The organism is Streptomyces sp. NPDC104814 (assembly GCF_055583185.1).
Window position 1 is genome coordinate 74,954 of record NZ_JBVJOL010000010.1, and the last position, 12,758, is coordinate 87,711.

The following is a 12,758-nucleotide window of genomic DNA, read 5'->3' on the forward strand; positions in this document are numbered from 1 at the left end:
CGGGCGAGCGGGTCCGTGAAACGACGGGCGAGCGGGCCCGTGAAGCGACCGGGCGAGGGGGCCCGTGAAGCGACGGGGCGACCGGGGCCGTGCGGCGACCCGGTGAGCCCGGTCCGGGCAGCGGCTAGGCGAGCAGGTCGGTGAAGCGGTCGCCGCGGGCCAGGGCCTCCAGCGTGTCGAGGGCGGCCACCGCCGCGGCCGCCGCCTCGGGATCGGACTGCGCGAGGCCGCTCGCCGCGAACTCGTCCTCGTCCAGCCGGCGTACGTCACGGCCGTCGGCGGACCGCCACAGGTCCAGGTCGAGGTCCTCCACGACGAGTTCGTCACCGGTCAGCGTGGCCGGGCGGGTGATGTCGCAGTACCAGCCCTTCACTGCGCCCGAGGCGTCGCGGACCTCCTTCACCGAGTACCAGCGGTCCCGCCAGTAGACCTCCGTGAACACGTCCCCCGCCTCGAAGCGCACGAAGCCGAAGTCGCGGACCCCGTCCCCGGCCCAGGGCGCCCGCACGGTGATCCGGACGCCGTCGTCGGCGAGCAGCTCCGCCGGGTAACGGATCTTCGTACGGCCCGCCTTGACGAGGACCACGTCCACCTGGGGGGTGCCGTCAGCCGAGTTCGCGGACATACCTGACCTCCGTCGCGCAGATGTCGTACCCGAGCCACTTGTTGATCGCGAGCATCGGTTCGTTTCCGGTGTCGTTGCCGGTGAAGGCCTGTGTGCAGCCGGCCGCCCGGGCTCGGTGCAGGGACGCGATCTTCGCCAGCTTGGCCAGGCCCCGGCCGCGGAAGGCGCGGGCGGTGCCGGTCATCGCGGTGAAGTAGCCGCCCCGGCCGTCGGTGTACGCCACGCTGAAGGCCGCGGGACGGCCCTCGGCGACCGCGACGACGGTCAGGTCCTTGTCCAGCAGCGGATGCTTCCAGTAGTGCTCGGTCCAGCTCGCGTACTCCGACACCGAGGAGTCCACGTCGCTCGGTTCGTCGGCCATGGTCTCCGCGTCCAGTTCGAACACCGGGCGTGGATCGTCGGCGAAGTCGGCTGCCGTGCGCAGTTCCACGCCCGGCGGCAGTGCCGGCACCGGCGGCAGCACCGGGTCCACCAGATCACGGCGCAGGAAGTGCGCGGAACGGCTGCTGCGGTAGCCGTGCCGTTCGGCGAAGGCGCGGTTGGCCGGCTCGTCCAGCACCCAGGCGAACAGCCTGACCGCCCCGAGGCCCGCCAGGTACTCCTCCGCCGCGCGCACCAGCAGGCCGCCCGCGCCGCGGCGGACGCGGTCCGGGTGCACATAGACGTTGACGAAGCCCTGGCCCGGCTCGGCGCTCTCGTGGGCCAGTCCCACCTGGGCGGTGCCGATCACCTCCCCGTCCTCCTCGGCGACCAGCGACGCGAAGTGGGCGGCCGCCGGCATGTGGGCCAGGTTGTGCCGCACGGAATCGGCGGTGAACAGGATGTAGGGCAGGGCGGCATGGCGGACCCGGGCGAACCCTTCGAGGTCCGCCCGGACCTCGGGACGCAGGTCACGGACGATCACTGTCATGGGGGCGCACGCTACGGGCCGGACGGGGGCGGATGCCTCTCATTTTCCGGCGGGTACGGGACAATCGGCCCGTGAGCCTGAAGATCCGCATCGATGACAGTGCGCCGCCGTACGAACAGGTGCGGGCGCAGATCTCCGAACAGGCGCGCTCGGGCGCGCTGCCGGTGGGGTACCGGCTGCCGACCGTGCGCGGCCTCGCCGAGTCGCTGGGGCTGGCCGTGAACACGGTGGCCAAGGCCTACCGGGCGCTGGAGGCCGACGGCGTGATCGAGACGCGCGGCCGGCACGGCACGTACGTGGCCGCCGCCGGCTCGGCCGCGGAACGGGAACTCGCCGCCGCCGCGCAGGCGTACGTCGAGCGGGCCCGCCGGCTCGGCCTCACGGAGGACGCGGCGCTGGAAGCCGTACGGGACGCCCTGCGCGCGGCCCACGGGAGCACAGGGGCCTGAGCGGCGCTGACGGCGTCGCTGTCAGCGCCGGTGCACCAGTCCCGGTGTGCGGGTCACCGTCAGCCCCGCCCTCCGGGCCGCCCGTGCGAAGACCTCCGCGTCCGTCACCGCCGCCGCGTTCGGGTCGTTGTTGAAGTAGGCGTACACGTCGTGCTCGTCCGACCAGGTCGTCGCGACGCGGTCCACCCAGGTCTCCAGGGAGCGGCGGCCGTAGTGCGGCCAGGACGCCGCGCGGCCCTGGTGGAAGCGGACGTACCCCCAGCCGGTGGTGCGCCACAGCGGGGTGACAGGTCGGGCCAGGACGTCCGCCCAGCACAGTGCCGCGCCCCGGGACTCGAGCACCGCGCGCACCTCGGGCGTCCACCACGAATCGTGCCGGGGCTCCACCGCGACCCGGGTGCCCGCCGGGAAGCAGGCCAGGCAGGCGTCCAGCAGCCCGGGGTCGGCGCGCAGCGTCGGCGGCAGCTGGAGCAGGACCGGGCCGAGGCGCTCACCGAGACCCGCGGCGTGGCTCATCAGCCGGTGCACCGGCTCCTCGGGCTCCTTCAGCCGCTTGATGTGGGTCAGGTACCGGCTCGCCTTGACCGCGACCACGAAATCCGCCGGCACCCGCGCACCCCACGCCTCGAAGGTCTCCCGCGCGGGCAGCCGGTAGAAGGCGTTGTTCACCTCGACCGTGGCGAAGGCGCCCGTGTACTCCTCCAGCCACAGCCGCTGCGGCAGGCCGGACGGGTACAGCACGTCCCGCCAGTCCCGGTACTGCCAGCCCGACGTGCCGACGAAGAGGGTCATACCCCCATCAAAGCACCCCTGTCACGGCCTCACAGGTACAGCCCCGCGTCCGCCCCGCCCCGCGGCTCCGGTACCGCCGTGGGGGAGGAGCCCCGGCGCAGCGCGTACAGCTCCGCCAGCGTCGCCCCCTCCCGGCCGACCTCGCTCTCCCGGCCCTGCGCCTCGCCGCCCAGCCAGGCCACCGCCTCCGGCCGGGTGAGCCGGCCGACCTCGATCCGCGCCAGACAGCGGCCCGGGCGCACCACCGCCGGGTGCAGCCGTTCCAGATCCTCGTTGGTGGTGACGCCGACCAGGACGTTGCGGCCCTGCCCGAGCAGCCCGTCCGTCAGGTTCAGCAGCCGGGACAGCGCCTGGCCCGCCGTGTGCTTGGCCTCGCCGCGGATCAGCTCGTCGCAGTCCTCCAGGAGCAGCAGCCGCCAGCGGCCCTTGCCCGCCGCGTCCTCCTCGCCGATCGCGATGTCCATCAGATAGCCGACGTCGGAGAACAGCCGCTCCGGGTCCAGCACGCAGTCCACCTGGCACCAGTCCCGCCACGAGCGGGCCAGCGTGCGCAGCGCGGACGTCTTGCCGGTGCCGGGCGGGCCGTGCAGCAACAGCAGCCGCCCCGCGATGTCCTCGGGTGTCGTCTTCATCAGGCGGTCCATCGCCTCGGCGACCGGCGCCGTGTAGTTCTCCCGGACCTCCTGCCAGGTGCCCGCGGAGATCTGCCGGGTCGTGCGGTGCGGGCCGCGGCGCGGGGAGACGTACCAAAAGCCCATGGTGACGTTCTCCGGCTGCGGCTCGGGCTCGTCCGCGGCGCCGTCCGTGGCGCGGCCGAGGACCTCCTGCGCCAGTTCGGCGCTGGTGGCGGTCACCGTCACATCGGCGCCCCGGCTCCAGCGGGAGACCAGCAGCGTCCAGCCGTCGCCCTCGGCGAGGGTGGCGCTGCGGTCGTCGTCGCGGGCCACGCGCAGCACCCGTGAGCCCGGCGGCAGCAGCGTCGCGCCCGAGCGCACCCGGTCGATGTTCGCGGCGTGCGCGTACGGCTGCTCGCCCGTCGCGAAGCGGCCGAGGAACAGCGCGTCGACGACGTCGGAAGGGGAGTCGGAGTCGTCGACGGTGAGCCGGATCGGCAGGGCGTCGTGCGGGTGTGCAGGCATGGCGCCCATGATCCGGCACCGGGACCCGCCGTGCACCCTGTTTCCTCCCGGATTCTCCGCAGGAGGCCGACTGCACGTGGTTTCCACCCGTTGCGGCCGCCGTTACTGTTGCCCTCGTGGGGGGACGTCATGGGTGGAATTCGGGGGAACTGCGGTGGAAGGTCACCGCGCTGCTCGGCGTGGGCGCGGCGGCGCTCGCCCTGATCCTGACGCTGATCAGCACACTCCCGGGCGGCGGCGGCACGGCGGGTACGACACCCGACGGCGACAAGGTGCACGGCACGCCCCTGAGCCCGGGCGGCCCTGCGGGCCCGGACGTCGGCTGGGGCTTCACGCACACACAGTTCAGCGCCGACCAGGGCAGCCCGGCCGCCGTGGCCCGCGTACGGGACCGGCTGAAGGGCAGCCGGCTGCCGCAGAACCAGGCCCTCATGGGCTGGGGCGCCGACAACCCCGAACCGGTGCCGGGCCGCTACGACTTCGCCGCCCTCGACCGCCGCGTCGACTTCATGCGTGCCTCCGGTACGACTCCCGTCATCACCCTGTGCTGCGCCCCCGACTGGATGAAGGGCGGCGTGCCCGGCGCGGACCGGACCGACTGGAGCCAGGCGGCGCTGGAGACCGCGCCGCGCCCCGAGCACTACGCCGACTTCGCCGCGCTCGCCGCGACCGTCGCCAAGCGCTACCCGGACGTGAAGCACTTCCTCGTCTGGAACGAGTTCAAGGGGTTCTGGAACGACGGCCGGGCCCGCTGGGACTACGAGGGCTACACGCGCATGTACAACCTCGTGTACGAGGCGCTGAAGAAGACCCGCCCGGACATCATGGTCGGCGGCCCCTATCTGGTGATGGACAGCCTCGACCCGCGCGCGGCGGAGGCCTCGAAGACCTTCACCGGGCCGTGGGGTGCCATGGACCAGCGGGTCCTGGACGCCTTCACGTACTGGAACCGGCACAAGGCGGGCGCCGACTTCGTCGTCGTGGACGGCTCCAGCTACACCAACGACGACGAGCTGCTGCCGGACGAGTTCACCGCCACCGACAAGTTCACGGCGGTCGGCCGCTGGGTGCGGCAGCAGACCGGCGGCCTGCCGCTGTGGTGGGCCGAGTACTACGTTGAACCGGCCGACGCCGCCGACGAGCGCACGGGCTGGCCGGAGCAGCGCCGCGTCGCCGTGCAGGCCGCCGGGATGATCGCGCTGGTCAAGGGCGGCGCGTCCTCCGGCTTCTACTGGAACCCGCAGAAGGAGCAGGGTTCCGCCTGCCCCGGCTGCCTGTGGACGCCCACCGGCACCGCGGCCGGCGGCGCCGCCCTGCCGATGTACGAGCTGCTCTCCCGCTTCGCCGCGGCCTTCCCGCCGGGCACCCGCTGCACCACCGTGCGGGTCGCCCCGGACGACGTCCCCCACGTCCGCGTCCTGGCGAGCGACCGTACGGTCCTGGCCGTCAACACCCTGGACCGCCCGGTCAGCGCCGAGGTCGACGGCAGACGCTTCGACCTGCCGGCGTACGGGCTGAAGTGGCTCTCCCGCTGAGCCACCCGGCCCTCACTTCATCGTCCAGAACCGCTGCACCAGCGACGCGAACACCACCGCCAGCAGCGGCAGCGCGAACCAGAACGTGCTCTGCAGCCACCGCAGCCGCCGCACGCCCGGCCGTGCCGCGACCCGGACCACCTCGCGCGCGCCGAGCAGCAGGATCAGCGCGACGGCGGCGAGCGCACCGACCACCGACCACGGCGTCCACGTGATCTGCGGCCCGATCGGGCCCGGCTCGGCCCTGGGCACCTGGCCGGCGGACCGCCCGCGCAGGGCGTACAGGGTCGCGTCCGCGTCGGCGAACACCTTCGCAAGTTCGGGCCGCTTGTCGAGGTTCTGCATCAGCCGCGGCTGCCAGGTCGCCGAGTAGCCGACGTCCAGCTGCAGATAGGTGACCTGACTGCGGCTGATCATCAGATACGAGTTCGGGCCCGCGTCCTTCAGCGCCTTCACCAGCCCGGACACCAGCACCGGGTCGCTCGGCGCGAGCGTCGGCACATAGGCGACCTTCTCCATGTCCTTCGCGCCCCACGGCAGCGCCGGTGTCACGTCGTTCACGGGGTCGCTGGTCAGCCACAGCAGCCGGAGAGTCGGATCGTCGTGGGCGTACACCCAGTCCATGGCGGCGACCTCGCCGACCCGGGTCCGCTCGAAGGGCTCGTTGCCCCACCGGGCCACCAGGAAGCCGCCGACCAGCAGCAGCCCCGCCAGCAGCGCGGCCAGCGGGGCGAGGCTGACCCGGTCCTTCTCCCGCTCCTTCGCGGTGACACCGGTGCGCGGGAACAGGGCGAGCCCCCCGAGCAGGGCGGCGCCGGGCAGGGCGAACAAGAAGACGCGCAGCGCCATCTCACCGCCGTAGGACTGCATGCCGAAGCCCAGGAACGGTACGAAGGTGAGCAGCGGCAGCGACCGCTCCCGGTAGCGGTGCTCGCGCCGCCGCCACCAGCCCCAGCAGGCGGCCGCCAGCACACCGCCGGCCAGCGCCACCCGCGTGTACAGCACCAGCTTGTGCGTGGAGCTGCCGCCTCCGATGCGGCCGGAGACGGACGAGGAGACGTTGCTGCCGACCCCGCCGACCCCGCCGAACAGGTCGTCGAAGTGGCCCGACCAGTACGGCTCGGCCATGAAGCCGACCCACACCGCGACGAGGACGGCGCACAGCAGCGGCAGGCCGCGCAGTTCGCACCTGCCGGCCACCACCAGCGCGGCCAGGACGCCCAGCATCACGAACGGGGTGAGCTGGTGGGCCGGCACGCTCGCCGCGTACAGGCCGATCAGCACCCCGAGCAGGACGGCCCGCTGACGGCGGTTCGTGGGCTCCACCTCGGCCTCGCCGGGGCGGTACGTCGTCCACAGCACGCGCGGGGCGCGGAACCAGACCAGCAGGATCGCCACGAACATCAGATACAGCAGATAGGTGAAGCCCTGCGGGGAGAAGTAGTCCTGGCCGACCCAGCCGCCCAGCAAGAAGATCCACACGCCGGTCCACTTCGCCCGCCAGCTCGCCCGCATCGAGCGCACCAGCAGGAACATCGGCGCGAGATAGAGCAGTTGGATCGCGGTCGGCCACCAGCGGATGACCTCGGTGACGTCCGTGACCCCGCACGCCTTCAGCACGAACGCGGCCGCCGCGAAGAAGCCCGGCCAGCTCCAGCGGGCGTCCAGGTCCGGGACGGCGGAGCCGGTGCGGTCGATGTAGTCCAGGAAGCCCAGGTGCTGCCAGGCCGTCGGGAAACGCGGCTGGCTCTCGATCACGGCCGGCAGCGCGTGCAGCGACACGACCGTCGCGAGCAGCGTGACCAGCAGCAGGCCCTTGTGTTCCCGGCCCAGCCACAGCAGCGAGGCGAAGACGGTCACGAGCAGCGCCGCCCCGGCCAGCGTCGGCACCGGCAGCACCGAGACCAGCCCCAGCCCGCCCATGCGGTCCAGGTCGGCGTCGCCGAGCCGCGACGCCGGCACCCAGTACAGCAGCAGCGCGGCGACGAGCAGACAGCCGAGGACCAGGCCGGGACGGGTCGGCATCAGGCGCCCACGCGCCGGGGACGGCTCGTCCGGCACCGGCTCTCCGGACGCCACATCCCCCGGGGCAACGGCCGCTTCCGGTCGTACGGCGGCTTCCTCTCCCTGCGCGAACGTCCCGTCCGTCTCCGGCTCGCCGAACCCGGCGTCGAAGACCTCCTCGAACGGCGCGTCGATCTCGGCGGGCCCGAGCGAGGCGTCCGACCCGGGCTCACGCGTCTCCACCGGCAGACCGAGCGCCCGTTCCGGCACGAGCGGCGTGCCCGCCGGGGGAGTGCCGGGACCGGGCCGGACGTCGGGCCGCCTTTCCAGGTGGTCGAAGTCGACGTGCACACCCATGGCGAGGGTGTCCTTGTCCAGCGACCAGGCGGGCCGGCGCGCCCGGACGTCGACGCTCACCTCGCCGGCGCCCAGGTCGGCGAGGTCGCCGTCGGGGGCGGCCGTGTCGGGCAGGGACGGGTGCGCCTTCACCGTCCGGTACAGCTTCGGCGCGGCGATCGCGACGATCACCGCGAGCGAGGAGATCTCGGCGACCCCGGCGCCCGTCAGGCCCATGCGCGGCAGGAGCAGCAGCGTCAGGCCGAGCACGAGCACGCACAGCAGGCCCTGCAGCCAGGCCAGTCCGGCGGTGCGGCTCTGCGCGCGCAGCACCGCGAAGTACGTCTCCATCACGACCCGCAGCACCGCGCCCACGGCGAACCAGCGCAGCAGCGGGGTCGCCGCGTCGGCGTAGCCGGGGCCGAAGACGCCGAGGATCCAGGGCGCGCCGGCGAACAGCACCCCGGCGACCGGCAGCATGATCCGGGCCATGCGCCGCAGAGCGGCCCGGGTGTCGGCGGCGAGCCGGCCCGGGTCGTGGGAGCCCTCCACGGTGAGCGAGGCGCCCATGTTGATGGCGAGCAGGTTGCAGGTGCCGCCGATGGTGGTGGTGATGTAGAAGTACGCGTTGTCCCGGGAGCTGACCTGCGAGGCGATGATCACCGGGACGAGGTAGACGACCGCGAGGGAGAACAGCGAACCGGTGTAGTCGCCGGCCAGGAAGCGCCCGATCTCCCGCAGCGACGGCGGCTGCGCGCGCTGCGCGGTGGCCGCCACGTGCCGGGGCACCAGGCGGCGGAAGACCAGCCAGCCCAGCGGCAGCACCGAGAAGGCGATCGCGGCGACCCAGGAGACGAACACGCCGGTGGTGGGGATCGCCACCGCGAACGCGACCAGCAGAGCGAGTTTGACGGCCGAGAACACGGTGTTGCCGACCGGCACCCACAGCGCGCTGCGCAGCCCCGTGAGCACCCCGTCCTGCAGGGTGAGCACGTTCCAGGCGATGACGGCGGCGACGAAACCGAGCCCGTTGAGGGTGCCGTGCAGGAAGCGGTACGACGGCCCCCACACGTCCAGGGTGAGCAGGAACACCCCGGCCGCCAGCGCCACCACGACCGAACTGCCCGCGTACGTACGGAAGACGAGCCGGCCGGTCGTGCGCCCGGCGACCGGGATGAAGCGGGCGAGGGCGCCGGTGAGCGTCACCGCGGTCAGCCCCGCGAGGAGTTTCATCGCGGCGATCGCCGCGGAGCCCTGCCCGACGGCCGACGCGTCGTACCAGCGGGCGGCGGCCAGCCAGAAGCCGAGCCCGAGCACCGCGGAGATCCCGGTGTTCAGCATCAGCGCGTACGCGTTGCGGAACAGCTGACTGCCGCCGCCCGGGAACCGGCCCCACCCGGGCAGCCGCATCCGGCGTCCCGGCGGCCGCGGCTCGCTCGACGCTTCCTGGGGTGTGGTCGTGGTCGTCGTGTCAGACACGGGATCTGCTGGCCTTCCGGCGGATCTGGCGGGCTCTGCGGACCATCGCGAACCCCTTGGTCAGGGCCCGGTCCCCGAGATACGTACGGGCGATCGCGCGGCCCTGCAGCAGCCGCTCGAACTCGTCGGCCCCCGTGACCCGGCGCACGGTCACCCGGTGCAGGGCGTACGGCCCCTGGCGGCGCCGCGCGAGGGCGTTGCCCACGGCGAGCGCCTGGGCGTACCCGGCCCGGCGCACCGCCTGCCGCACCCGGCGGCTGGAGTAGCCGTAGGGGTAGGCGAACGACAACGGCGGCGCGCCCAGTTCCCCGGCGACGATGTCCCGGCAGCGGGTCAGTTCGCGCTCCAGGTCGTCGTCGCCCAGCTGGTCGAGCTGCGGGTGGGTGTGGCTGTGGCCGCCGATCTCCACCCCGGCCCGGTGCAGGGCGCGCACCTGGTCCCAGTCGAGCATGGTGTCCAGGCCGCCGCCCGTGTCGTGCTCGCCGCGCAGCCAGCCGGTGGAGACGAACAGGGTCGCCGGGAAGCCGTGCCCGGCCAGCACGGGCAGGGCGTGCCGGTGCACGCCCTCGTAGCCGTCGTCGAAGGTGATGAGCACCGGCCGCCTCGGCAGCGGGCTGCCGGAGCGCCAGTGCGCGGCCAGCTGAGCCGCGGTCACCGGGGTGAGGCCCAGCTCGTCGACGACCGCCATCTGCCCGGCGAACGCCTGCGGCGTCACCGACAGGGCGCGGGTGGCGTCGTTGGGCGCGGCGGTGACGGAGTGATACATGAGGATCGGCACGCTCCGCTCAGACATCGGTGCCACCACCGCCCCGTCCCGCGGAGGTTTCCTCGATCGGCCCCGACGAGAACGTCACCGCACCGCGTCGCGCCCGTGCGCTGCCGACGACGTAGCCGCCGGCAGCCGTGAGCACCCCGGCGACGATGGCGCCGGCCCGGGCCGCGCCGCCGGGCCTGCCCAGCAGGGCGTCGCGCAGGCCGCGGGCGATGCCGGCGGGCAGCACCCGGGTGGTGTACCGGCGTTCGGACTCCAGCCCCTTGCCCGCGCCGACGCTTCGGGCCACCAGCGCCTTGGACAGGCCCTCGGCGTAGGCGCGGGCGCGGAAGTAGGAGAAGTGCTCGCGTGTCCTCGGTACCCGGTGGTGGATGACGGCACGGTCGTCGAGGAGCAGCACCGCGTCGGGCCGGGCCCGGCCGAGCCGGATGCAGAGCTCGGTCTCCTCGCAGCCCAGCGGCCGTCTGTCGCCGTCGCGGCCGATGCCGGTGGCGAAGCCGCCCGCCGCGTCGAAGGCCGTACGCCGGAAGGAGGCGTTGCCGCCCAGCACGTTGCGCACCCGGGCGCGTCCGCGCGGCAGCCCCTTGTAGGCGCAGCCCACGACCCAGTCGAACTCCTCCGGGAACCAGGCCGGCCGCCGCCCGGACGCCCACACCGGCACGGTACGGCCGCCGACCGCCATCACCCGCGGGTCCGCGTACCCGTGCGCGAAGTAGCCCAGCCAGTCCCGTTCGGCGACGGCGTCGTCGTCGAGGAAGGCGATCACCTCGCCGCGGGCGGCGGCGATGCCGGTGTTGCGCCCGGCGGACAGGCCCCGCGGCCCGGCGTTGGCCAGGACGCGGACCCGGGGCGTCTCCTTGTACTCGTGCGCGAGCCGGTCGTACAGGGCCGCGTTGTGGTCGACGACCAGCAGTGTCTCCAGGGCCGGGTACGACTGGGCGGCGACCGAGGAGACCGCCGCGAGGATGTCCTCCCAGCGGTCCTCGGTGTACACGCAGACGACGACCGAGATGCCCGGTGCGCGCGAGGAACTGCCCGGTGCGTTCAAGACGCCTCTCCCCGCCCCGGGCCGGCCGTGCCGGGCAGCGGCGACCGGCGTTCCCGGCGGCGCAGCTCACGCCGGTTGGAGCGCTCCTTCAGGATCACCTTCAGCACCCGCAGCCCGTCTCTGACGGCCCGCAGGTTGCTGGCGCCGTGGATGCGCAGGTACTCGTGGCTGGGGATCTCCTGCACCTTCAGGCCGGCCTTGACGACGCGGATGTTCATCAGCGTCTCGACCTCGAAGCCGGTGCAGTCGAGCTCGATCTTGTCCAGGCAGTGCCGCCAGAAGGCGTTGTAGCCGTAGCACAGGTCGGTGTAGCGCGCCCCGAACTTGCGGTTGACGGCCGTGCACAGCGCCCAGTTGCCCAGCTTGCGGACGAAGGTCATGTCGTCGGTGCCGCCGCCGTTGGCGAACCGGGAGCCCTTGGCGAAGTCGGCGCCGGAGACGAGGGCGGAGACGTAGGAGACGATCTCGTTGCCGTCGGCGGAGCCGTCGGCGTCGACCATCACAATGATGTCGCCGCTCGCCGCCTCGAACCCGGTGATGAGGGCGTCCCCCTTGCCCCTGCCGTGCTGGCGCACGACCTTGACGCCGGGCCACAGGTCACGGGCGACCTCGACGGTGTCGTCGGTGGAGTTGCCGTCCACCAGGACGACTTCGTGGATCCAGTCGGGCAGGGTCTTGAAGACGTACGGCAGGTTCTCCGCCTCGTTCATGGCCGGTATCACCACGCTCACCGGCGGGGTGATGGCCAGATGCGAGGAGATCGGCCGGTAGGCGCCCGCGGTGTGCCCGGCGGCCTCGTCGGCAGCGCGCGCGGTTTCACTGGGCGAAGGCAGAACGGAACTCATGGTCGGTGTCCCTCTCGTCCGGCGGACCGCCCGCCCCTGGGCGGCCGCTGTGTGTCCGGTTCGAAAGGGGGGTCCTCACGCACGAAAGGGCGTCACGACGCCTGGTCTTCGTGGGTGAGCTGGTAAAGCTGGCCGGGCCGCCGCGGTCGGGCGGCAGCCGGTCGCGCGGCACGACTCGGTCACATGAGCGGTCACCGAGCACCCCCCTACCGCGCCCCCGCCCCGGAACGTCGCGGTCCTGAGCCCTCCCCATGAGCCGCGTGCTGACGGACCGTTGCGAGTGAGATGTATGACGATATTTACGGTTGAACCTCTATGGCAAGACCTGAAGCAGATCTCACGATGCTGACGGTTTGCCCGTTGCCTCCGCCCGGTCGCGCCGGCGCCGGACCTTCACCAGGGTGAGCGTGAGGACGCTGAGCACGGTCACGGCGATGACGCCGCCGTGCACCGACCAGCGGTGCACGGCGAGCATGCCCTGGGCCACCAGCATGTTGGAAACGATCGCACCCGCAACGGCGCCCAGGGTGCGACCGAACCGATCCAGCCCGCGCAGGGCGGCGCCGATGGCACAGCCCGGAGCCACGAGCAGGAAGAAGGCGGTGCACGGGCCGCGCAGCGGTGTGTCCGCGTCCATGAGCGCGAGCGCCGCCCCGGCGACCGCGACCGCGGCACCCGTGAGCAGCGGTGTCAGGTCCCTCCCCGGTCCTGACCCCGCTCTGCCCGCTTCGTCCCCCGAAGCCGTCGAACCTGTCGTGATACGGATGGTCTGCATGGGCGACTTTGCCCCCCGAAGCGCCGGATGCCCCGCTTCAATGTCGCGC

At 73.1% G+C, this 12,758-nt stretch carries 11 protein-coding genes; 2 read left to right on the forward strand and 9 right to left on the reverse strand.

Annotated elements, in window-relative coordinates; translation table 11 throughout:
* Positions 1-124 precede the first annotated feature (124 nt).
* Together ACZ64A_RS28715 and ACZ64A_RS28720 are read right to left on the reverse strand one after the other, a co-directional pair.
* Positions 125-625, reverse strand: a complete 501-nt coding sequence (locus tag ACZ64A_RS28715; protein WP_469814407.1) for a ribonuclease FAU-1 family protein — start codon at positions 623-625, stop codon at positions 125-127.
* Positions 606-1,535: a GNAT family N-acetyltransferase gene (locus ACZ64A_RS28720; protein WP_469814409.1), complete on the reverse strand. Its 930-nt coding sequence runs from the start codon at positions 1,533-1,535 to the stop codon at positions 606-608. Before ACZ64A_RS28720 ends, ACZ64A_RS28715 begins: the two co-directional genes overlap by 20 nt.
* 71 nt (positions 1,536-1,606) lie before the next feature.
* On the opposite strand from ACZ64A_RS28720, the gene ACZ64A_RS28725 reads away from it, so the two are divergent.
* The gene (locus ACZ64A_RS28725; protein ID WP_469814410.1) at positions 1,607-1,984 is read left to right on the forward strand and encodes a GntR family transcriptional regulator; all 378 of its coding nucleotides are present in this window, start codon (positions 1,607-1,609) and stop codon (positions 1,982-1,984) included.
* A 21-nt stretch (positions 1,985-2,005) separates the two neighbouring features.
* On the opposite strand, the gene ACZ64A_RS28730 is transcribed toward ACZ64A_RS28725, so the two are convergent.
* Together ACZ64A_RS28730 and ACZ64A_RS28735 are read right to left on the reverse strand one after the other, a co-directional pair.
* Entirely contained in the window at positions 2,006-2,776 is a 771-nt protein-coding gene (locus tag ACZ64A_RS28730; RefSeq protein ID WP_469814411.1) for a DUF72 domain-containing protein, read from the reverse strand.
* 29 nt (positions 2,777-2,805) lie between these two features.
* A complete protein-coding gene (locus ACZ64A_RS28735; RefSeq protein ID WP_469814412.1) occupies positions 2,806-3,915 on the reverse strand; it encodes a DUF5925 domain-containing protein in 1,110 nt (369 codons plus the stop codon).
* 116 nt (positions 3,916-4,031) lie between these two features.
* Here ACZ64A_RS28735 and ACZ64A_RS28740 point away from each other — a divergent pair, with 116 nt between their 5' ends.
* A complete protein-coding gene (locus tag ACZ64A_RS28740; protein ID WP_469814414.1) occupies positions 4,032-5,450 on the forward strand; it encodes a GH39 family glycosyl hydrolase in 1,419 nt (472 codons plus the stop codon).
* A gap of 12 nt (positions 5,451-5,462) precedes the next feature.
* Here the strand turns inward: ACZ64A_RS28740 and ACZ64A_RS28745 are convergent, their stop codons facing one another.
* The 5 genes from ACZ64A_RS28745 to ACZ64A_RS28765 all read right to left on the reverse strand — a co-directional run bounded on the left by ACZ64A_RS28745 (position 5,463) and on the right by ACZ64A_RS28765 (position 12,709).
* The gene (locus ACZ64A_RS28745) at positions 5,463-9,269 is read right to left on the reverse strand and encodes a lipopolysaccharide biosynthesis protein (protein WP_469814416.1); all 3,807 of its coding nucleotides are present in this window, start codon (positions 9,267-9,269) and stop codon (positions 5,463-5,465) included.
* On the reverse strand, positions 9,262-10,062 hold the full coding sequence (locus tag ACZ64A_RS28750; protein WP_469814417.1) for a polysaccharide deacetylase family protein: 801 nt from the start codon (positions 10,060-10,062) through the stop codon (positions 9,262-9,264). The genes ACZ64A_RS28745 and ACZ64A_RS28750 overlap by 8 nt, the downstream gene beginning before the upstream one ends.
* Positions 10,055-11,089: a glycosyltransferase family 2 protein gene (locus ACZ64A_RS28755; protein WP_469814418.1), complete on the reverse strand. Its 1,035-nt coding sequence runs from the start codon at positions 11,087-11,089 to the stop codon at positions 10,055-10,057. Before ACZ64A_RS28755 ends, ACZ64A_RS28750 begins: the two co-directional genes overlap by 8 nt.
* Positions 11,086-11,934, reverse strand: a complete 849-nt coding sequence (locus ACZ64A_RS28760; RefSeq protein ID WP_469814419.1) for a glycosyltransferase family 2 protein — start codon at positions 11,932-11,934, stop codon at positions 11,086-11,088. Before ACZ64A_RS28760 ends, ACZ64A_RS28755 begins: the two co-directional genes overlap by 4 nt.
* Positions 11,935-12,271: 337 nt before the next feature.
* A complete protein-coding gene (locus tag ACZ64A_RS28765; RefSeq protein ID WP_469814420.1) occupies positions 12,272-12,709 on the reverse strand; it encodes a hypothetical protein in 438 nt (145 codons plus the stop codon).
* Positions 12,710-12,758: the final 49 nt, after the last annotated feature.

What these genes read in the sequence shown, in the direction of transcription:
- ACZ64A_RS28715 (WP_469814407.1), bottom strand. Translation starts at nt 625, where the DNA reads ATGTCCGCGAACTCGGCTGACGGCACCCCCCAGGTGGACGTGGTCCTC.
- ACZ64A_RS28720 (WP_469814409.1), bottom strand. Translation starts at nt 1,535, where the DNA reads ATGACAGTGATCGTCCGTGACCTGCGTCCCGAGGTCCGGGCGGACCTC.
- ACZ64A_RS28730 (WP_469814411.1), bottom strand. Translation starts at nt 2,776, where the DNA reads ATGACCCTCTTCGTCGGCACGTCGGGCTGGCAGTACCGGGACTGGCGG.
- ACZ64A_RS28735 (WP_469814412.1), bottom strand. Translation starts at nt 3,915, where the DNA reads ATGCCTGCACACCCGCACGACGCCCTGCCGATCCGGCTCACCGTCGAC.
- ACZ64A_RS28750 (WP_469814417.1), bottom strand. Translation starts at nt 10,062, where the DNA reads ATGTCTGAGCGGAGCGTGCCGATCCTCATGTATCACTCCGTCACCGCC.
- ACZ64A_RS28760 (WP_469814419.1), bottom strand. Translation starts at nt 11,934, where the DNA reads ATGAGTTCCGTTCTGCCTTCGCCCAGTGAAACCGCGCGCGCTGCCGAC.
- ACZ64A_RS28765 (WP_469814420.1), bottom strand. Translation starts at nt 12,709, where the DNA reads ATGCAGACCATCCGTATCACGACAGGTTCGACGGCTTCGGGGGACGAA.